The sequence below is a fragment of the Virgibacillus sp. W0181 genome (genome assembly GCF_051846915.1).
In the GTDB taxonomy this organism is placed as follows: Bacteria; Bacillota; Bacilli; order Bacillales; family Amphibacillaceae; genus JBPYCR01.
The window spans coordinates 65730-87425 of sequence record NZ_JBPYCR010000011.1 but is presented as its reverse complement, the minus strand read 5'-3'; the positions used below and the strand labels follow the sequence as shown (position 1 = coordinate 87425).

Sequence of the window (21696 nt, the reverse complement as noted above, 5' to 3'; positions counted from 1 at the left end):
CGGGTATGTAAAAGCCAATTCCTCGGGTCTGATTGGCATGAAAATTCAAGGAGCCGCCACCGTATTCGTGGCTAATATGAAAAGGATCACCAAGTTAATAAATCAAAAATAGGTGAATAAAACACCTGTGAAATAGAAAAAAAGAAGTATTTTCTGATCATAATCATGAAAATTTACTCCTTTTTTCTTACACCTTTTTATTTTTTAAATAAAGCCAACTTTTTCAGCAGCCTCGAGGAAAGAGATCGGTGAGACCCCGCAGTGCGTAGCACGAGGAGGCTCACCACTCGCCCGCGGCATAGAAGACACCGTGAAGCATGAACGGATGTCGCCTTGTGCCCCGCGGGTAAAAGCGAGTATATTCCATGAGCGATATTGTTAGAAAATTTATCCTTCTACATTATTTTCCGAATATCCGAAATGAATAAGAAATCATTCCTTGCAAAATAAAAAAGAAAGGGCTGTTGAATATGAGTGAAACAAGAGAGAAATTGTTTCAAGGCGGATCATTTTTAATAGAAGATGTAGACGCAGCCGATATGATTACACCGGAAGATTTCACGGAAGAACATCGAATGATCGCCAAAACAACAGAAGACTTTATTACCGGCGAAGTGTTGCCTAAATTGGAAGCAATTGAAAACCATCAATTTGAACATTCCGTAGAATTGGTGAAAAAAGCAGGAGAACTTGGATTGCTCAGTGCTGATATACCAGAAGTATATGGAGGTCTGGATCTGGATACAATCAGCTCATCATTAATTACGGAAGAGTTTTCCAGAGCCGGTGCATTCTCACTCACTCATGGTGCACATGTCGGAATCGGAACACTGCCTATTGTGTTTTTTGGAAATAAAAAGCAAAAAGAAATGTATTTACCGAAACTGGCGACAGGAGAAATGATCGCAGCTTATGCGCTGACGGAGCCGTCTTCAGGATCGGATGCCCTAGGAGCAAAAGCAACAGCCAGATTGAACGAAGCAGGTACACACTATATACTAAACGGTGAAAAGCAGTGGATAACGAATTCAGCCTTTGCCGATGTGTTTATTGTGTATGCAAAAATTGACGGCGAACATTTTACAGCATTTATTGTAGAGCGGGATTTTCCCGGGGTTTCGACCGGACCTGAAGAAAAGAAAATGGGGATCAAAGGCTCATCGACGCGAACATTAGTATTGGAAGACGCAGAAGTACCTGTAGAAAATCTGCTCGGCGAAAAAGGACGCGGACATATTATTGCATTTAATATTTTAAATGTTGGACGCTACAAGCTGGCAATCGGCAGTGTTGGTGGAGCCAAACGGGCCTTGGAACTTGCTACAGCTTATGTAAATGAACGAAAGCAATTTAATACGCCCATCTCGAAGTTTACATTGACACAGGAAAAGCTTGGGACGATGGGAGCGGAAATATATGCCAATGAAAGTGCGGTCTACCGAACGGTTGGGCTATTTGAACAGCGAATGAGCAAGCTGACACCAGAACAATTGGAGGACGGACGTGAAATTGCCCGAGCTGTTGCAGAATATCAGATTGAATGCTCTTTAAATAAATTTACAGGAACAGAATTACTTGACTATGTTGCCGATGAAGCAGTGCAGCTTCATGGCGGCTACGGTTTTATGCAGGAATATGAAGTGGAACGAATTTATCGTGATTCCCGAATTAACCGGATTTTTGAAGGGACCAATGAAATTAACCGTTTACTAGTTCCAGGAACATTATTGAAAAAAGCGATGAAAGGCGAACTCCCACTCTTAGAAAAGGCACAGCACTTACAAGAGGAACTAATGATGATGATGCCTGAAGAGGTTGGGGACGGCACCTTGGAACAGGAAAAATATTTATTAAAAAATGCGAAGAAAATCGTTTTATTGGGTGCCGGACTTGCCGCTCAAAAATTCATGCAAAAAATTGAGGACGAACAGGAAATACTGGCGAATCTCGCAAATATGACTGCCTCAGTTTACAATATGGAGGCGGCTATACTCCGTACGGAAAAAGCGATAAATAAAAATGGGGAGGAAAAAAGTAAACAAAAACTCCTTTATACACAAGTGTATGTGCAGGAAGCGTTTAACCGCTTAGAGTCAGAGGCTAAAGAAATTTTGATTGCTGTTGAAGAAGGGGATAACTTAAGGATAATGCTATCTTCTCTACGAAAGTTGACCCGCCATACTCCGATCAATGTAATTGCCAAAAAACGGGAGATTGCTGCTGCTATTATTGAAGAAGAAAAATACGTTGTTTAATGTAAATTTTGATATTTAAGATCCGAGGGAAATAGGAAGTAGTTCAGTTTTGGTGTTGTTTCGCAACAATCGTCAAAACGGACTACTTTTTTATTGGGAACACTAGTAACCCTAATCGTAGCAAAGACTGTGGGGTTTAAGTAGGTTATTCTGTATTATATAAAAAGATATATATGTGATAAAATTTAAATGGAAGTTGTTCACAAATCCAGCCAGATTATTAAAAAAGACGATTACATATTCATGCTAAGACGAGAGGCATTGTTAAGAAACATATTCAAATTATAAGGCAGTTTAGTTCAACATATTAAAAAGAAATGGGGATAACAAAATGTTAACAGAAAAATTTCATGTTGCCGTACCTACGGCATTTCATAAAGATGAATCCTTAAATATTCAAGGAACAATAAGTCATATAAAGGATCTATATAAACAAGGGGTAAAGTCAGTTCTAGTTTCTGGAACTACTGGAGAACAACATAGCTTAAGCCTCCAAGAAAAAATTGAAATAATAAACAGATTAGAACTGGAAATAGAACTTATTAGTAATATGGAAATTATTTTTGGCGTGTCTTCAATAAGGCAGAAAGAGGCAGAGGAATTAGCTAAAAAAATTCGTCATACAAAATTATCAGGTATAATGCTTGGATATCCACCTTACGTTATACCGACACAAGAAGAAGCATTAATTTACACAAAGAGTATTATACATCTTAGTAATAAACCTACAATATTATACAACAATCCAAGAAGAACTGGATTTGATTTGTCGGAAGAAAATATTATTCAATTAAGTAAGATAAATTTGGTGGTTGGAATAAAGAGTGTTGGTAACAAAGAAAAAATAGAGCGAGTTAAAAAAGGTCTAGCTAGAAATGACTTTTATTTTTATGCTGGTGGAGAAATTAATTTAGAGGAAAAGGTTTCACATGGTTATGACCGTCTTTCTTCCATTGCTGGAAACATCAAACCGTCAGAAATCAACCAATGGTTCCTAGAAATGCTTATGAAGCAAGAAGTAGGTAATCAAGCAAGCGAAGTAATTGAAAATATTATGGAACAAGTGTATCAAGGAAACGCTATTGTGAATCTGAAACAAATCATTAATCACAAGGGTATTCCAATTGGGATTTGCAGGAGTCCAATTGGAAACATTTAATTAAATGGTAAATTATAGGTGCTTACTTGAATGTGTTTAGGATATTATAAGAAACAGTGAACGCCATTAACATCCGGGAGTTTAAATGTGAGTGTACTAAGCGGTTGTTCATTACAATCATTCGTCCTCCCATTTATTATTTGTTATACTATTGGCACATAATAATATGGAGGCGACGGTATGGAATTAACTTTCTATTGGTACCCAAATTGCTCTACATGTAAAAAGGCGAAAAATTGGCTTGATGATAACAAGCTTCGTTACAACAGCATACATATGGTGGAAGAAACGCCTTCAGAAGAAATATTACTTGAGCTTATGAGCAAAAGTAATTTGCCAGCAAAGAAATTTTTTAATACGAGTGGAAAAGTGTACAGGGAATTAAATATGAAAGATAAAATTAAAGATGCAACGAAGGAAGAGATGGCTAGTTACTTGGCATCGAACGGAATGTTGATCAAACGGCCAATAATTACGGATGGCGAACAGGTGACGGTCGGTTTTAATGAAGCAATCTATAATGAAACATGGCGTACATAAAGGCGTACAACAAAATGGAGGTAATATAGATGGTACTAGATGATTTATTATATACTTCGGAACACGAGTGGATAAAAAAAGAAGGGAATCAAGTTCGTATAGGAATTACAGATTTTGCCCAGGAGGATCTGGGTGAAATCGCTTTTATTGAGCTTCCTGACGTAGGTGAAAAAATAGAGAGTCAAGAGCCTTTTGGAAGTTTAGAATCGGATAAAACCGTTTCGGAATTGTATGCTCCAATTACTGGAACAATAATTGAGATCAATGAAACACTGGACAGCGATCCTAAGCTTATTAATGAATCACCATATGAAAAAGCGTGGATGATTATTGTTGAACCAGCCGATGAATCGGAATTGGATACGTTAATGTCTGCGGAACAATATAAAAAACATATTGATAAATAAAGTGAAATAATGAGGAATATAGGCTGTTTAATATGTGTTAGAGGTATGGTCAGTTTTTTAAAAGATGATTTCCTATAAGTTATGATGCAGGGAGTGCATACAATATGACTGCTGCTTTGTCGAACAGAATCATGATTGTCGAAGGCTTATCGGATAAGAAAAAACTTGAGAGAATTATTACCGATGAAGATTTAACTATTGTATGTACGAATGGAACCTTGGGTATTGAACGCTTTGATGAAATGCTGGAAGAATATGATTTGGATTATAATGAAGTGTTTATTTTTGTAGATGAAGATCCTCCGGGAATTGCACTAAGAAAGCAACTAATGCAAGAGCTTCCGCATGCGATCCATTTATATACAGATAGTGAATATAAAGAAGTTGCAGAAACGCCGGAACATATTTTGGCAACGATTCTTGCCGGCAAGCGGATACGTGTTAATCCGCTTTATTTAGTTGAAGGCAAAAGGTGATTATTTTGGAAGAAATAACAAAAGAACAGTTAAAAAAAGATACAATGTTTCTATTTATCCACTCACCATTTTGTGGGACATGCCATCTTGCGAGAAAAATACTGGAACAAATAGAGACGAATCATAATAAGCAGCTTTTTTATGAGATGAATGCATCACTATATCCGGAATTTATGCAAACGCATAAAATTGAAAGTGTTCCTTGTCTATATATTAAAGTGGGGCATGAGGTTAAGGAAAAGATTTATGCATTTCAATCTACCGGAAATATTTATCGTTATATATTGCTCCATGCCCCGAGTCTGTTGCAATAAACTTTCTTAATGCTCAATAAGTATATACTTGTTATGAATTAACGATGCTAATTGAGAATGGATGATGTGAAAACAATATCCTTTTCAAGTTGCGAAAATTCTTGGGAAACATAAGCAATATCTTTATTCATCGGTCGAATAAGTTGATAATAATTTTCATATGCTTTAAGATTATAATGAGAATAAATTGAGAATGAATGTAAATTTCCTGTTCATTCGATTTCACAATAATAGTATTTGGAGGTATAGCAATGTCAGAGACGACTCTAGAAATAAAGAATCTTCATGTGTCTATTGAAGGTAATGAAATATTAAAAGGTATTAACCTTACAATAAAGAGCGGAGAATTCCATACTGTAATGGGACCAAATGGTACCGGGAAATCAACACTTGCGTCTGCTATTATGGGACATCCGAAGTTTGAAATAACAGAAGGCAGCATTCATTTGAATGGGGAAGACGTCCTTGAAATGGAAGTAGATGAGCGTGCACGTGCTGGCTTGTTTTTAGCAATGCAGTACCCAAGTGAAATAAGCGGCGTGACGACATCTGATTTCTTGCGTTCATCCATTAATGCTCGACGCGAAAAAGGCGATGAAATTTCTTTAATGAAGTTCATTAAAGAAATGGATGGCACATTGGATGACTTGGAAATTGATCAAAACATGGCACAGCGTTATTTAAATGAAGGGTTTTCAGGCGGGGAGAAAAAACGTAATGAAATTCTTCAATTGATGATGCTTAAACCAGAAATTGCCATTTTGGATGAAATTGATTCCGGATTGGATATTGATGCGTTAAGAATCGTTGCTGACGGTGTCAACAAACTCCGTAAAGAAGAAAATTTTGGCTGCTTGATCATCACGCATTACCAGCGCTTGTTAAACTACATTACTCCTGATTTTGTTCATGTTATTATGCAAGGGCGTATTGTTAAATCCGGCGGACCGGAATTGGCACAGCGTTTGGAAACGGATGGATACGAGTGGATTAAAGAAGAGTTAGGTATTGAAGATGTAACGGTTGGTCAAAAAGCGTAAACGTTAGGAGGGGTAGTCATTATGACTGTTATGACAAAGTTACCATATGATAAAGCGTACATTGAACAATTTTCCGAAAATAATAATGAACCAGATTGGATGAAATCCCTTCGCCTGCAAGCTTTTGATCAAGCAAGCGAACTTGACTTGCCTAAGCCGGATAAAACAAAAATTACGAGATGGAATTTCCATCGTTTTAAACATGTTGCAGAAGGTGAACGGATTACATCGTTAACTAATTTACCGCCAGCAATTAATGATCTATTTGATGAAAACAATATTCCCGACAACATAGTTATACAGCGGAATCAAACAGTAGCTTATCAAGCGCTAAGTCCGGAGTTGAAAGAGAAGGGTGTTATTTTCACCGATATTTTCACTGCAATAAAAGATCATCCGGATCTTGTGCAAAAATATTTTATGAAAGATGCTGTTACGGTTGATGAGCATCGTTTAACCGCTTATCATGCCGCACTTATGAATGGCGGGGTGTTTGTTTATGTACCTGAAAACGTTCAAATAGAAACCCCGTTGCAGACAGTGTTTTGGCAGGAAGACCCTGAAGTTGCTTTGTTTAATCACGTATTAGTTGTAGCTGATAAAAACAGTTCCGTTACGTATGTGGAAAACTATATTTCCGAAAACAAAGAGGAAGAAACGGTTTCCAATATTATCGCAGAAGTAATTGCACATAAGGGTGCTAACATATCGTTCGGTGCGGTAGACTATTTTGCAAATGGAACAACTTCCTACATTAATAGACGCGGAATTGCAGATGATCATGCTACGATTGATTGGGCACTGGGTCAAATGAATGAGGGGCATACAGTATCTGAAAACAGTACACATTTAGTTGGTAAAGAAGCGTCCGCAAATGCGAGAACGGTTACGGTCGGCAGTGGGAAACAGACACAAAACTTTACCGCAAAAACGGTACATTTCGGCAAAGATACGGATGGCCAGATTTTACAACGTGGCATTATGAAAGATAACGCAACAGCCATTTTCAATGCAATCGGAAAAATCGAACATGGAGCGACGAGAGCAAACGCCGAACAGGAGTCTCGTATTTTAATGTTAAGTAAAAGGTCTCGCGGTGACGCGAATCCGATTCTTTTAATTGACGAGGATGATGTAACGGCAGGGCACGCTGCTTCTGTCGGTCGTATCGATGAAATGCAAATGTATTATTTGATGAGCCGAGGCATTTCTAGGAAACAGGCGGAGCGTTTGATCATCCTTGGATTTTTGGCACCGGTTGTTAACGAACTACCAATTACATCCGTAAAAGAACAATTAAAACAGTTAATTGAAAGGAAAATCGATTAATGGATGTAAAAGCGATTCGTGAACAGTTTCCGATATTGGATCAAGAAGTGAATGGCCATCCGTTAGTATATTTAGATTCTTCCGCAACATCTCAAAAACCGTTACCGGTGATTGAAGCTGTTAATGATTATTACAGAAACCATAATTCCAACGTGCACAGAGGTGTTCACACACTCGGGTCGCGTGCTACAGACTTATATGAAGGTGCTAGAGAAAAGGTACGTCAATTTATCAATGCAGACAGCACGGCAGAAATTATTTTTAACCGAGGTACAACGGTCGGGATCAATCTTGTTGCCCACAGCTATGCCAGAGCTAATTTAACAGAAGGCGACGAAATTGTTACGACGGAAATGGAGCATCATAGTAACATTATTCCTTGGCAGCAGGCGGCAAAAGCAACTGGTGCAACATTAAAATATATCCCACTTGAAGTAGATGGGACAGTTACACTGGATAGTGTACGAAACACGGTAACAAAAAACACAAAAATTGTAGCGATTGGTCACGTATCCAACGTGCTTGGTACAATTCATCCAATTAAAGAAATTGCTAAGATTGCTCATGAAAATGGTGCGGTCATCGTAGTCGATGGTGCGCAAAGCGTCCCACATTTGCAAGTTGATGTAAAAGACCTTGACTGTGATTTTTACGCATTTTCAGGTCATAAAATGTGCGCGCCGACTGGCATAGGTGTTTTGTATGGTAAAAAAGAACTGCTTGATAACATGGAGCCTGTTGAATTCGGCGGAGAAATGATTGATTTTGTTGATCTGTACGACTCGACTTGGAAAGAACTTCCGTGGAAATTTGAAGGCGGAACACCAATCATTGCTGGGGCAATAGGTCTTGGCGCAGCAATTGACTTTCTTTCGGACATTGGAATGGAAAATATAACGAACTATGAAACAAATTTAGTTGAGTATGCTATGGCTAAGCTTGGCTCCATCAATGACTTGGCGATTTATGGCCCAGAAAAAAGGGCGGCTCTTATTACGTTTAATCTAGCTGATATTCATTCCCACGACGTATCTACAGTTCTTGATGCAGAAGGGATTGCAGTTCGGGCTGGTCATCATTGTGCTCAACCGTTGATGAAATGGTTGAACGTAACGGCAACTGCACGGGCAAGTTTTTATTTATATAATACTGAAGCCGATGCCGATCGTTTGGTTGAAGGACTTTTAAAAACGAAGGAGTATTTCGGGGATGTCTTTTAATAACCTAGACACACTATACAGACAAGTGATTATGGATCATTACAAACATCCACGCAATCGTGGCATGCTAGAAGATGAATCGCTCACCGTAGAAATGAATAATCCAACTTGCGGAGACCGTATATTTCTTCACCTTAAGGCAGAAGATGGTATCGTAGAGGATGTTAAATTCAGCGGTGAAGGGTGTTCCATCAGTTTAGCATCCGCATCCATGATGACACAGGCGATTAAAGGAAGAAAGATAGAAGATGCTTTAAACATGGCAGAGCTTTTTTCTGACATGATGATTGGCGAAGAGGTGGACACGGAACAATTTGGGATAGAAGATGTTGAAGCGCTACAAGGTGTCTCTAATTTTCCAGCACGGATAAAATGTGCTACACTGGCATGGAAGGCGTTGGAAAAAGGAATGGAGAACGAACAGAATTAAAGCGTTCAAAAATCTAAAGGAGGTTTTGTAAGTGGCTAAAAATGCTCCGGAAATTGATGAATATAAATATGGTTTTCATGATAAAGACATCTCTGTTTTTCGTACGGAAAGAGGTTTAACACGAACAGTTGTTGAGGAGATCTCCCGTATGAAAGATGAACCGGAATGGATGCTGGAAGAGCGACTGAAGGCATTGGAAATTTTTTATAGCAAGCCGATGCCACAATGGGGCGGCGATCTTTCAGAACTTGATTTTGACGAGATCATCTATTACGTAAAGCCATCTGAAAGACAAGGCACAACGTGGGATGAAGTACCGGATGAAATTAAGCAAACTTTTGATAAATTGGGTATACCGGAAGCTGAACAAAAGTATTTGGCCGGCGTATCTGCACAATATGAATCCGAGGTTGTATATCAAAGCTTGGAAGAAGACCTTGCGAAACTTGGAATTGTTTTTAAAGATACCGATACAGCATTGCAGGAAAACGAGGAGCTTTTCAAAGAATATTTCGGAAAAGTTATTCCTGCTTCAGATAATAAATTTTCCGCTTTAAATACGGCTGTTTGGTCAGGGGGATCGTTTATTTACGTTCCTAAAGGAGTGGAAACGACTGCCCCGCTACAAGCATATTTCCGCATTAACTCGGAAAACATGGGTCAATTTGAACGTACACTCATTATTGTTGATGAAGGTGCATCTGTTCACTATGTGGAAGGCTGTACAGCGCCGGTTTACACGACAAACTCATTGCACAGTGCAGTAGTTGAGATCTTCGTTAAACGGGATGCTTATTGCCGTTATACGACGATCCAAAACTGGGCAAACAACGTTTATAATCTTGTTACAAAACGAGCTACTTGTGAAGCGAACGCTACGATGGAATGGATTGACGGCAACATGGGTTCGAAGCTGACAATGAAATATCCATCTGTTTTACTTCGCGGTGAAGGTTCACGCGGCATGACGATTTCAATTGCTTTGGCCGGAAAAGGACAGCACCAAGATGCAGGAGCTAAAATGCATCATTTGGCACCAAATACGTCATCTTCCATCGTATCCAAGTCGATTTCCAGAGATGGCGGTAAAGTATCCTATCGTGGGATTGTTCACTTCGGAAGAAAAGCCGATGGTGCACGCTCGAATATCGAATGTGATACGCTAATTATGGATAATCAATCAACATCAGATACGATTCCATATAATGAAATAAACAATGATAATGTTTCATTGGAGCACGAAGCAAAGGTTTCAAAAGTATCGGAAGAGCAGCTGTTTTATCTCATGAGCCGCGGCTTGGAAGAACAAGAAGCAACTGATATGATTGTAATGGGCTTTATTGAACCATTTACAAGAGAGCTTCCAATGGAATATGCAGTGGAAATGAACAGATTGATGAAGTATGAAATGGAAGGCTCGATCGGTTAAATACCTTTAGAAAACCCCCGACATTAACTAGTGTCGGGGGTTTTTGAATTATATTGCTGAATTTTGAGGAAAAAACATCTTGCTCTTTATTCATAATGAATTTACGGAAATAGTTAATAATGCGTTTGGTTCTGAATCAAGATTATCGACCATTAAGATTTTATTCGTTAACTTTTTCCTCGCTTAATTTTATACGAGGATCGCCTAGCTTAAGTCTAGCATTAACTAAATGCGTTCTCATATGGTAAGCTGCTGAAGCATCATCTTTTTTAGCAATCGATTCATAGATATTTATGTGTTCCTGAAAGATTTGATCTCTCTTTCTTTTCAATCCTAAGTTTTGTTTTAATGAGTAGTGAAGCGTTCGTTTATATAGGTCTCTTAAATTACTTACAGATTGTAATAAAAATGGATTTTTTGATGCTTTTACTATTTCATGATGGAATTCTAAGTCTGGTTCAGAACCGATAGAAGACTCATCTTCCATCGTTATAGAAAATCGATCTAAAGCATTTTTAATTTCTGACAAATCGTCACTAGTGGCTCGTTGAGCTGCTAAAAAGGCAGCTTCTGATTCAATAATAGTTCTCATTTCTAATAAATCATACAACTGGTCAATATTGGTAATTTCGAAAGCTATCAAATCTAACTTATCAGCTAAATTTATTTCCTTAACAAATCTTCCTCCACCTTGTTTCGATTCAATAATACCACTCGCCTCTAAAATGCTAAGAGCTTCACGTATAGGAGGACGACTTACTTTAAACATTTTAGTCAATTCACTTTCAGAAGGTAATTTACTTGCAACTGGGAAAACACCATCTTTAATCATTGATTTCAATTGGTCTAATATTTGGCTGGATATAGTCTTTCTTTCAATTGGGTTAACCATACGCATCTCCTTTTTAAAAGCGTTAATATTAAAAAATTACTGATTATATTTAAAGTAAGAATCACTTGCATGGGTATGCCGTTTTAAATAAAATTAGTGTATAATTGTAACACAAGTATACATCATTGTATGCAGATATCAAACTTTTTAGGGGATTCGGATTATTGTGTTGAAAAGTAAAGTGAAACGTAAATTTATAGGTTAAAATATGCCTGACTTCAGAGATCACTCTCCTTCTTTGAGGAGCGCCTTGATGTAGGCTCACCAAGGACAAGTGGGACTACGGCTGCGTTCGTACCACCGAAAAGTATGCCCCGACGCAAACCTCATCAACTGACCGCTACAAAGAGAACCTCTCACATGCGACAGCATAAACGAAATTGCGCTTATGCCCTTTGCGTAAAAGAAGTATATTCGATGAGCGGTAAAGTGGAAACTTTTATTACTTTATAATTATTCCTAAACTATCCATTGAGGTATAAGTTTGGTACAATTGGAAATTTATTGAATTAAATCAGAGTAATATTATACTATTAGCTTTAAAATTTAATATTGCATTTAATATTATAATGTTGTATGCTTGTAATACAGAAAAAGTAAAACGTTTACACAGCAGTTTTTGGATCCAAATTATCTAACTAAATACTAGTATAATGGATTATTTTCAGCTTATGAAAAGGAGAAATACAATGTCAAACAACTATATGAAAGTTAGCATTAAGGATTATGTATGCACAATCACAATTAATAATCCTCCAATGAATATTCTAACTAAAGGATTTAGAGATGAATTTGTACCTTACATGGAGTCTCTGAAAACAAATAGAAATGTACGAGCAATTATTATTACAGGAGCAGGTGACCGTGCATTTTGTGCAGGTGCAGATTTAAATGAAGAAGGGGAGTTAACCGATGAAACGGTGTATCAGTTCATTAAAGAAGACAACCGTAATTATGATGTTTTGAATGAGATGCCGCAACCAGTTATAACTGCTGTAAACGGTTACGCATTCGGCGGTGGATTTGAGCTCACGTTAGCCTCGGATATACGAATCTTATCTGAAAACGCTAAACTTTGCGCCGCAGGGGTTAAGGTTGGTCTCGTTGTAAGTCCTACAAGACTAGTAAGACTAATAGGAGAATCAGGAGCGAAAGAGATTATCCTGACTGGACGCACAGTTTCGGCAAATGAGGCCTATGATAAGGGGCTTGCATATAAAGTTGTACCACAAGCTGACTTACTAGAAGAAGCTGAAGAATTAGGTAGAAAAATAGCTTCAAGAGCGCCAATAGCAGTTCAAAAGTCAAAAGAGGCTATTCAGGAATCAATGGATTTAACTTATGAACAATCAATGGAACAAGAAATTGGTAAGTTTATTGAATGCCAAAAAACCTGGGATCACAAACATGCCATAGAGGCTTTTTTTAATAAAGAGAAACCAGAGTTTAAAGGTGAATAAAATCAACATAAAGTATTATAATAAATGATTTGTAAATGAAAAAACATTCATGTATCTTTATAGAGGTTCACAAAAAATGGTATGTAAGGAGGAATTTCAGTGATAGATAAAATGTTCATGATGGGTCCAGTACGCACCCTTTTAGAGGAATGTTTGGATGTTAAACCCAAAGAGAATTTATTGATACTTACTGATATTAACACTATAGAAATTGGAGAGGTTTTTGCACTAGTTGGTAAAGAAATGAATGCCGAAGTAGTTATGACAATAATGAATCCAACAACACGTCACGGCGATGAACCACCTCGAATTATTGCAGAGGCTATGAAAGCAGCGGATGCAATTGTAGCGCCAACTACGTTTTCTATTAATCATTCAACGGCTAGAAAGATGGCTAGCGACGCAGGGGCAAGATTACTTTTCATGCCAGACGCTAATGAAGAGGTTTTCTTAAATGGGTCACTAGAAATTGATTACAAGACCCAAAAGAAAAAAATTGATAAGTTATCGCACATTCTTGAGGAAGGCCAAGAGGTTAGGGTTACATCTGAATTAGGCACAGATTTAAAAATGAGTATTAAAGGAAGACATGCGGTACCGCAAACGGGAATATGTCATGAACCTGGCTCCATTTCTCCCCCACCTTGTATTGAAACCGCCGTTGCACCTATTGAAGGTACAACAGAAGGTGTTTTCATAATTGATGGGGCAATTGTACCCGGCCGTGCAGTCACTGAAAATGTCAAGGTATTTTTCGAAGGTGGAAAAATAGTTAAAATTGAAGGAGGTCAGGATGCACAGGATTTAATTGAAACATTAGAAAGTTACAATCACCCCAACGTATATTGCGCTGTAGAAATGGGAATAGGAATGAATCCTAATGCTAAAATAGGACGAGGCGGACAGTTAGAGGATGAAGCTGAGTTTGGTACGATGCATATAGGAATTGGTAATGGGATAACTTTCGGAAGTAGTATACGAGCACCAGGACATTGTGATCTTGTCATGAGAGATGCCATTATTGAAGTGGACGGGAAAACTATTCTGAAAGATAAACAGTTATTCTTGGATTAAAGGAGGGACATGAAAAATGGATTTAGGATTCCTAATGGACTCAATTATGGATGTCCTCTCTTTTAAATTGCTTCTATTATTTTTAATAGGTACAGTTTCCGGAATGATAATCGGCTCTTTGCCTGGATTAACAACTACCATGGGAGTGTCCTTGTTAATTTCCTTTACGTGGGGAATGGAATGGATAGAAGCAATAGTGTTAATCGTATCGCTTCATATTAGTGGAACATATGGTGGTTCAACCGCAGCAATTTTTCTAAACATCCCAGGAACACCTGCTGCGGCCGCAACCGCTCTAGATGGCTATCCGATGTCCAAGCGTGGAGAGGGAGGACTTGCAAGAGGACTTGCGACTGTCCAATCTTTTGTAGGTACTGTTATAGCGGCAGTTGTATTCTTGCTAGCAGCTCCTTTATTAACTGACTTTAGTATGAATTTTGGGTCATGGGAGTATTTTCTTTTAGCAATGTTTGGAATAATTATAAGCGCCAATCTTGCATCAGAATCACTTGTCAAGGGCTTGATGGCTGGATTTCTAGGGCTAGGATTAGCAACAATAGGAATGGATACGATAAATGGTGTGCAACGGTTTACATTTGACGCACCTGTACTATTAGATGGGTTTAGTCTGATTGCGGTTCTAATAGGGCTATTCGGGATTGCAGAGGTCATTGAGGCATTAGTCGACTTGAGACCACCTCTTAAGTCTAAAAACTTTAGCTCTACAATCCCTCCTTTAGGTATGGTTAAACGTTACCTTCCACTGGGAGGAAAATCATCGCTTATTGGTTCTATAATAGGTGCAATACCAGGTGCTGGGGCTGATATAGGTGCTTGGGTATCATACGATATGGCAAAAAGAAGTAGTAAGAAGCCGGAAACATTTGGTAAGGGTAATCCAGAAGGAGTAGTGGCTGCAGAGACTGCTAATAACGCTGCAGTTCCTGGTTCATACGTACCAATGCTTACTCTAGGTATACCCGGAGATGCTGTAACAGCAGTAATTATTGGTGGCCTTTTATTACATGGTCTACAACCTGGACCATTGTTAATGACTAGTGAGCCGAAAATTATCTATCATTTCTTTTTCATTCTTATAATTGCTGCATTGTTTATGGTTGTTTTTGGATTGGTATTTTCATCAGTGTTTCAAAAAATACTTTTATTTCCAAAAAGTGTTGTATTGTCCGTTGTAACTGTGTTCAGTGTGATTGGAACATTTGCCGTAAATAATCGACCATTTGATATTGCTGTAATGTTCATTTTTGGGGTATTGGGATATTTAATGAGAAGAGTTGGATTATCAGCTCCACCACTTGTGCTTGGACTTATCTTGGGATTAATGGCAGAAACAAATTTCAGACGTGCTATGGTTAGTGCCGATTTTTCTTTTCTACCATTTGTAACTAGACCAATAAGCTTAGTGTTGCTATTACTAATTATATTTGTTTTAGCGAATCAAAATAACTTTTTAACAAACAAGATCAAGAATCTTTTTAGAAAAGCCAAACAATAACATGAGGAGTGCTTAAATTGAAAAAATTTAATCTTTTACTATTAACTATATTACTTGCACTTGTTTTGGGAGCCTGTGGACAGGGCGAGAAGGAAGAAAGCACTGAATCCGCAAACAATGAAGAGGAGAGCTACCCACAAGAGCCAATTGAAATGATTGTCGGATTTGGTGAAGGTGGCGGTACAGATACTATGGCTAGAAAACTTCAACCGGCATTTCAAGAAGAATTGGGCGAAAGTGTAGTTGTTAATAACATGCCTGGAGCGTCAAGTGCATTAGCTCTAGAACATGTTAATGAATTACCAGCCGATGGACATACTATTTTATTCCAAACTGACTTGGTTAGAGTGTTCCCTGCAATGGGTATGACTGATCTAACTTATGATGATTTTGAACAAATTGGAATAGGAACGATGGGGATCGCTAACTTTGTTGTTGGTGATGATTCAGAGTTAGAAACATTTGAAGACGTAGTGAATTTATTAAAAACAGGTGATGCAAAAGTAGCGGTTGCTGGAATTGGAGATCCTTGGCATCTAACGCTTGAAATTGTTAATAGTGTAGTTGATGGAGATGCGGAAATCATAACATATGAATCCGGTTCTAATGCAGCTATGGCAGCTCTTAAAGGAGAAGTGGACTTTGCAATAAGTGGTGTTAATGAAGTGGTCGATTTACTACGCGCTGGTGATGCTCGTTCATTAGCAGTTATGGATAACAAAGCTTTTGATGTTAAAGATTTAGGTGAGATTCCCCCTGTTACAGACACCATAACAGAGCTCGAGCCGTATGTTCCAGAAGGTACATGGTGGGGCCCTGCGGTAAAGAAAGGGACACCTGAGCATATTGTTGATAGATTAAAAGAAGTGTACAATAATGCACTGCAAACTGAAGAGTTTAAGGAGTTTGCTGAGAAAAATGCTATTGTATTAATTGATACTGAGGATCCACAGGACTATGTTAAAAAAGTTACCGAGGAAACAAGCTGGTTGCTACATGACATTGGCGTAGCAGAGCGTTCTCCAGAAGAAGTAGGTATTTCTAAACCTGAATAGTGTAGGTGATAATGTTGACTAAACGTTCAGATCTTATCCTTGGTTGGAGCATGTTAATTATTAGTATTTTTTACATTTGGCAAGCACTACAGCTCCCTTCAGGAGAAAGTTTCTTAAATTCATCACAATCTTTTCCTATCCTAATAGGAATAAGTTTAACAATATTCTCTATTACATTAATTGTGAAAGCCTTTTTTAAGAAATCAGAGGGCAAAAAAGAAAAGACAGATGTACACAAGATTGGTTTTAAAAGAGCGTTGTTTTATATATTATGGACGGGGTTGTATATATTTTTATTCATCCCCTTCCTTGGATTTACGGTTTCTACCATAGGTTATATGATAATAATGATTTTATTTTACAAAGAAGTTAAATGGTTTACATCTGTATTTGTAGCAGTTGGCACAATGATTTTTGTTTATTATGTCTTTAATCAATTACTGTACATTAATTTCCCTTAAAAGCTAATGCTATGTTTCAGCTGAAAAATAATTTTTTAGCTGAAATATTTTTGGAAACTAATAAGAATGTTGATTTATTAATGAATTTAGTTTGAAATTGTATACATCTAGAATAAAACATGTAACTAAGGAGTGTATTTTCATGCATGCACAGGCTCTTGATGATATTAGAGTAATTGACTTAAGTCAGGTAATGGCTGGACCATACTGCAGTATGTTATTAGCGGACATGGGGGCAGAGGTTATTAAAGTTGAGCCTCCTCAAGGGGAGAGTACAAGGTCTTGGCCTCCTTATAAAGAAGGTGAAAGTGGAGCCTTCATGGCAATTAACCGTAATAAAAAAGGGATTAATGTTAACTTAAAAACGAAAGAAGGACAACAGATATTTTATGATCTTATTAAAACAGCAGATGTGGTAGTAGAAAACTTTCGTCCTGGTGTTGTGAAGCGACTCGGTGTTGATTATGACACTTTATCTGCAATTAATCCTAAATTAGTATATTGTTCCATCTCTGGATTCGGACAATATGGACCTTACTCCTCAAGAGGAGGGTATGATCTTATAGCACAAGGTATGACGGGTATTATGAGTGTAACTGGTGAGCCAGGTGGTGATCCTGTTAAGTGTGGTTTACCGATTAATGATCTAGGTACAGCACTATTCGCATCTTATGGCATTTTAACTGCTTTATATTCAAGAACAAAAACGAATGAAGGTCAGTTTATTGATGCTTCGTTATTTGATACAGGTCTAGCTTTATCAGTTTGGGAGAGTGCACAGTATTGGTATACAGGAGCTACTCCACAACCAACTGGTAGTGGCCATAGACTTTCTGCACCATATCAAGCGTTCCGTGCAAGTGATGGGCACTTTACAGTCGGTGCAGATGCACCACATCATTGGAAAATGTTTTGTGAGATTATTGGTAGACCCGAAATGCTTGAAGATGAGCGGTTTAAGGATAATGAATCTAGAATGGATCACATGGAAGTATTTGTACAAATGATTGAAGAGCAAACAACTACTCAGCCAAGAAGTTATTGGCTTGAAAAGTTTGAAGAAGTCGGTATTCCTGCTGGTTCCATAAATACCTATCCGGAGTCGTTAAATGACCCACATACGCAGGCAAGAGACATGGTGTGTGAAGTGGATCATCCTGTTGCTGGAAAAGTCAAAGCACTAGGTATACCAGTTAAAATGTCAAAAACGCCTGGATCCATAAGAAAATCCGCACCGTTGGCAGGGGAAGATACAAACTCTATACTAAGTGAACTAGGTTATGATGAAGAAAAAATAGAATCTTTGCGGAAAAACGAAATAGTATAAAGTTTAACGAAAAAATTCAATGTGGAGGTCTAAAAATGATTAGAAAATTAAAAGGCTTAAGCCCCTCTATTCATAATGAAAGTTATATAGATGAGTCGGCACAAATCATTGGAGATGTTCGGATTGGAAAAGATGTTAGCGTATGGCCATTATCTGTACTACGAGGTGACGATGGAAATTATATAGAAATCGGTGAAGGAAGTAACGTGCAAGATGGTTGTATTTTTCACGTAACACCGGAGGATCCTTTAGTAGTCGGTAAGAATGTAACAATAGGTCATGGGGTAATACTTCATGCTTGTACAGTTGAAGATGAAGCTAGAATAGGGATGGGAGCAACTATCCTTGATGGTGCAGTCATTGAAAAGGGTGCCCAAGTGGGGGCTAATGCATTGGTCCCTGCTGGTAAAGTCATCCCTAGTGGTACTCTAGCAGTTGGAGTACCAGCTAGAGTTGTACGAGATATAGAAGAAGAAGAGACAGAGGATATTAAACAAAACGCAAAATCATATGTGTCACTTTGGAAAGAACTTTATCAAGATTGATTAGTAAGGAGAATGAAAATGGAGAACAAGAAATCATTATATGAGCGAGCACAACAAGTTTTACCTCCTGTTGCCAATCGAGCAACAACGCTAGGTATTGTCGAAGCAAATGGAACTACAGTTACAGATGAAAACGGGAAAAAATATTTAGATTTCGCTAGTGGGGTAGGTGTTATGAATGTTGGTCATAACCACCCTGAAGTAGTAAAAGCCGCTAGAGATCAGATGGAAAGCATGATACACATTGGACATAATGTTGCTTATTACCCTTCATATTTGGAATTAGCTGAAAAACTAAATGAATTAATTGGCGGAGATCACATGGTCTATTTTTCAAATAGTGGTGCTGAAGCTAATGAAGGTGCTTTAAAGCTAGCTAAAAAAGTTACAAAACGACCGGGTATTATTTCATTCCGTAGAGGATTCCATGGAAGAACTCTTGGCACGGCGTCAATAACTTTTTCCAACTCAAATTACCGAAAGGACTACGACCCTCTCTTTGCAGGAGTTTATTCATGTGATTTTCCTTATCCATATGAGTCACCTTTAAGTGAGGAAGATGAAGTGAATCGTTGTATTCAACAACTGAATGATGTATTTAAATACGAAGCTCCTGCTGATCAAATTGCTGCTGTTATCGTAGAGCCAATCCAAGGTGAGGGAGGGTATATTGTACCTCCGAAAAGCTTCCTTGAAAAACTACGGGCTATATGTGATCAACATGGTATCCTATTAATTTTCGACGAAATACAAACTGGATTTGGTAGAACTGGTAAAATGTTTGCCCACGAACATTTTGACGTGAAACCAGACATTATAACACTCGCAAAAGGTATTGCGTCTGGATTTCCATTAAGTGCGGTAATTGCTAAAAGAAATATTATGGAAAAATGGGATGCAGGTACACATGGAGGTACTTATGGTGGTAATCCAATCGCATGTGCCGCTTCATTAGCCGCAATCTCTATTTTAGAGGAAACTGGATTGGAAAATGCACAGAACATGGGCGAATATTTTGTAAGTGAACTAAAAGAAATTACTAAACCTTTCAATATAGTTGGTGAAGTTAGAGGATTGGGTTTAATGATCGCCCTTGAACTTAAAGATAAAACAGGCGAATCTCTAGCAAGCCTAAGAAGTTACTGCTTAGAGCAGGGGTTAATATTACTGCCATGTGGAATTGATCGGAATATAATTAGATTTATACCTCCGACTACTGTTACTAAAGAAGAAATAGATGTAGCATTAAAGATTGTAAAAGAAGGGTTAATGCATATCGAAAAGGAAGTGTCTTAATGCTTTATATTAATGGGAAATGGACGGATTCTAGTTCGAATGAAACACTTACAGTTTATAATCCAGCTACCCAAGAGGAAGTTGGTAAAATAGCATACGGGACGAAAAAAGATGCCGAGGACGCTATTAAGGCTGCTGATGAAGCTTTTGAAAAATGGAAGCGAAAAACTGCAGGAGAAAAAAGTGCTTTTTTAAGTACATTTGCTAATGAATTAAGAAAAAGATCAGATGAAATAGCTAACATGATAACACGTGAAATGGGTAAGCCTCTTAGAGAATCTATTGGTGAAGTAAAATTAACAATATCTTATGTTGATTGGTATGCAGAAGAGGCAAAAAGAATTTATGGAGATACTGTACCGGCATCAAGTGCTGATAAAAGAATACTAGTTTTGCAAGAACCTGTTGGTGTGACAGCAGCTATAACTCCATGGAATTTTCCGGCAGCAATGATAACGCGGAAAATTGCACCTGCACTTGCAGCAGGCTGTCCAGTAATTGTTAAGCCTGCTTCATCTACTCCACTAACAGCTAAATTAATATTTGAAGCGTTAGATGCTGCAAATCCTATTGAGGGAATTGCTAATCTCGTGACAGGCCCATCTAGTGAAATTTCGGATGCGTTTAACGAAAGTTTTCTTGTGCGTAAATTAACTTTCACTGGATCTACAGAGGTTGGGAAACATCTTATGCGAGGCGCAGCAGATACAGTGAAAAAAGTAGCTATGGAACTAGGTGGTCATGCACCTTATATTGTCTTTGATGATGCAGACTTAGAAGCTGCAGTCGATGGGGCTGTTGCAAGTAAATTTAGAAATGCAGGTCAGACGTGTGTTTGTACAAATAGAATATACGTGCAGGAATCAATTGCGGATAAATTTGCAGATTTATTTGCAAGTAAAGTAAGTGAAATGGTAATAGGTGATGGATTGGATGAAAAAACAGATATAGGTCCATTAATTAATAAGGGTGCTTTAACGAAAGTTACATCCCAAATTGATGATGCTTTAGAACGCGGTGGAAAATTAATGACAGGTGGAAAAGAAGCTGAGGTAGATAATTATAATGGATCTTTCTTTGAACCAACTGTTATTAACTATGCAACAGATGATATGAATATATCTAGGGAAGAAACTTTTGGACCAATTGCTCCTATTTATACATTTAAAACAGAAGAAGAAGTCGTGAATAGAGCAAATCACTTTGAATACGGACTTGCTGCTTATTGTTTTACTAGCGATTTTAGCCGTGCTATTCGTATGATGGAAAATCTCGAGTATGGAATCGTTGGATTAAATGATGATATGCCGACAACTGCACAAGCTCCATTTGGTGGAGTAAAAGCAAGTGGAGTTGGTAGAGAAGGCGGCAAGTATGGTTTACAAGAATATCTAGTGGAAAAATTTGTTTCCATGAAAATATAATAAAATTTTAATAAATTTATTAAAGTCAGTACCTTGTTTACAAAGTA

Annotated in this window: 21 protein-coding genes; 20 read left to right on the top strand and 1 reads right to left on the bottom strand. The window is 37.9% G+C overall.

Features of this window, described 5'->3' with window-relative positions; genetic code table 11:
• The first annotated feature begins 470 nt into the window (after window positions 1-470).
• From ACLIBG_RS07095 to sufB, 11 genes are all read left to right on the top strand, one after another.
• Window positions 471-2255 carry an acyl-CoA dehydrogenase family protein gene (locus tag ACLIBG_RS07095; RefSeq protein WP_439312059.1) on the top strand — a complete coding sequence of 595 codons (1785 nt, stop codon included), beginning with the start codon at window positions 471-473 and terminating at the stop codon, window positions 2253-2255.
• Window positions 2256-2586: 331 nt separating this feature from the next.
• Window positions 2587-3414, top strand: coding sequence for a dihydrodipicolinate synthase family protein (locus tag ACLIBG_RS07090; protein WP_439312058.1), 828 nt, complete (start codon window positions 2587-2589; stop codon window positions 3412-3414).
• A gap of 180 nt (window positions 3415-3594) precedes the next feature.
• Entirely contained in the window at window positions 3595-3954 is a 360-nt protein-coding gene (locus ACLIBG_RS07085; RefSeq protein WP_439312057.1) for an arsenate reductase family protein, read from the top strand.
• A gap of 29 nt (window positions 3955-3983) precedes the next feature.
• Window positions 3984-4361, top strand: a complete 378-nt coding sequence (gene gcvH, locus ACLIBG_RS07080) for a glycine cleavage system protein GcvH (protein WP_439312056.1) — start codon at window positions 3984-3986, stop codon at window positions 4359-4361.
• 104 nt (window positions 4362-4465) lie between these two features.
• Window positions 4466-4837: a toprim domain-containing protein gene (locus ACLIBG_RS07075; protein WP_439312055.1), complete on the top strand. Its 372-nt coding sequence runs from the start codon at window positions 4466-4468 to the stop codon at window positions 4835-4837.
• The gene (locus ACLIBG_RS07070; RefSeq protein WP_439312054.1) at window positions 4834-5151 is read left to right on the top strand and encodes a thioredoxin family protein; all 318 of its coding nucleotides are present in this window, start codon (window positions 4834-4836) and stop codon (window positions 5149-5151) included. The genes ACLIBG_RS07075 and ACLIBG_RS07070 overlap by 4 nt, the downstream gene beginning before the upstream one ends.
• Window positions 5152-5402: 251 nt before the next feature.
• Window positions 5403-6191, top strand: a complete 789-nt coding sequence (gene sufC, locus ACLIBG_RS07065; protein WP_439312053.1) for a Fe-S cluster assembly ATPase SufC — start codon at window positions 5403-5405, stop codon at window positions 6189-6191.
• A gap of 21 nt (window positions 6192-6212) precedes the next feature.
• On the top strand, window positions 6213-7520 hold the full coding sequence (gene sufD, locus ACLIBG_RS07060; RefSeq protein ID WP_439312052.1) for a Fe-S cluster assembly protein SufD: 1308 nt from the start codon (window positions 6213-6215) through the stop codon (window positions 7518-7520).
• Window positions 7520-8740 (top strand): cysteine desulfurase, encoded by a 1221-nt coding sequence (locus ACLIBG_RS07055; protein WP_439312051.1) that lies wholly within the window; start codon window positions 7520-7522, stop codon window positions 8738-8740. The genes sufD and ACLIBG_RS07055 overlap by 1 nt, the downstream gene beginning before the upstream one ends.
• Window positions 8730-9170 carry a Fe-S cluster assembly sulfur transfer protein SufU gene (sufU, locus tag ACLIBG_RS07050; RefSeq protein ID WP_439312050.1) on the top strand — a complete coding sequence of 147 codons (441 nt, stop codon included), beginning with the start codon at window positions 8730-8732 and terminating at the stop codon, window positions 9168-9170. Before ACLIBG_RS07055 ends, sufU begins: the two co-directional genes overlap by 11 nt.
• Window positions 9171-9201: 31 nt before the next feature.
• On the top strand, window positions 9202-10599 hold the full coding sequence (gene sufB / locus ACLIBG_RS07045; RefSeq protein WP_439312049.1) for a Fe-S cluster assembly protein SufB: 1398 nt from the start codon (window positions 9202-9204) through the stop codon (window positions 10597-10599).
• Window positions 10600-10759: 160 nt separating this feature from the next.
• Here the strand turns inward: sufB and ACLIBG_RS07040 are convergent, their stop codons facing one another.
• Window positions 10760-11491, bottom strand: coding sequence for a FadR/GntR family transcriptional regulator (locus tag ACLIBG_RS07040; protein WP_439312048.1), 732 nt, complete (start codon window positions 11489-11491; stop codon window positions 10760-10762).
• 689 nt (window positions 11492-12180) lie between these two features.
• On the opposite strand from ACLIBG_RS07040, the gene ACLIBG_RS07035 reads away from it, so the two are divergent.
• From ACLIBG_RS07035 to ACLIBG_RS06995, 9 genes are all read left to right on the top strand, one after another.
• Complete coding sequence (locus ACLIBG_RS07035) at window positions 12181-12951, top strand: enoyl-CoA hydratase/isomerase family protein (RefSeq protein WP_439312047.1); 771 nt, start codon at window positions 12181-12183, stop codon at window positions 12949-12951.
• 99 nt (window positions 12952-13050) lie between these two features.
• Window positions 13051-14025 (top strand): aminopeptidase, encoded by a 975-nt coding sequence (locus tag ACLIBG_RS07030; RefSeq protein ID WP_439312046.1) that lies wholly within the window; start codon window positions 13051-13053, stop codon window positions 14023-14025.
• Between the two features lie 16 nt (window positions 14026-14041).
• Window positions 14042-15541 carry a tripartite tricarboxylate transporter permease gene (locus ACLIBG_RS07025; protein ID WP_439312045.1) on the top strand — a complete coding sequence of 500 codons (1500 nt, stop codon included), beginning with the start codon at window positions 14042-14044 and terminating at the stop codon, window positions 15539-15541.
• Window positions 15542-15558: 17 nt separating this feature from the next.
• The gene (locus tag ACLIBG_RS07020; protein WP_439312044.1) at window positions 15559-16596 is read left to right on the top strand and encodes a tripartite tricarboxylate transporter substrate binding protein; all 1038 of its coding nucleotides are present in this window, start codon (window positions 15559-15561) and stop codon (window positions 16594-16596) included.
• A 14-nt stretch (window positions 16597-16610) separates the two neighbouring features.
• On the top strand, window positions 16611-17057 hold the full coding sequence (locus tag ACLIBG_RS07015; RefSeq protein WP_439312043.1) for a tripartite tricarboxylate transporter TctB family protein: 447 nt from the start codon (window positions 16611-16613) through the stop codon (window positions 17055-17057).
• Between the two features lie 142 nt (window positions 17058-17199).
• Window positions 17200-18384, top strand: a complete 1185-nt coding sequence (locus ACLIBG_RS07010) for a CaiB/BaiF CoA transferase family protein (protein WP_439312042.1) — start codon at window positions 17200-17202, stop codon at window positions 18382-18384.
• A gap of 35 nt (window positions 18385-18419) precedes the next feature.
• On the top strand, window positions 18420-18929 hold the full coding sequence (locus tag ACLIBG_RS07005) for a gamma carbonic anhydrase family protein (RefSeq protein WP_439312041.1): 510 nt from the start codon (window positions 18420-18422) through the stop codon (window positions 18927-18929).
• A gap of 18 nt (window positions 18930-18947) precedes the next feature.
• On the top strand, window positions 18948-20225 hold the full coding sequence (locus tag ACLIBG_RS07000; RefSeq protein WP_439312040.1) for an aspartate aminotransferase family protein: 1278 nt from the start codon (window positions 18948-18950) through the stop codon (window positions 20223-20225).
• Window positions 20225-21649, top strand: a complete 1425-nt coding sequence (locus ACLIBG_RS06995; RefSeq protein ID WP_439312039.1) for an NAD-dependent succinate-semialdehyde dehydrogenase — start codon at window positions 20225-20227, stop codon at window positions 21647-21649. Before ACLIBG_RS07000 ends, ACLIBG_RS06995 begins: the two co-directional genes overlap by 1 nt.
• Window positions 21650-21696: the final 47 nt, after the last annotated feature.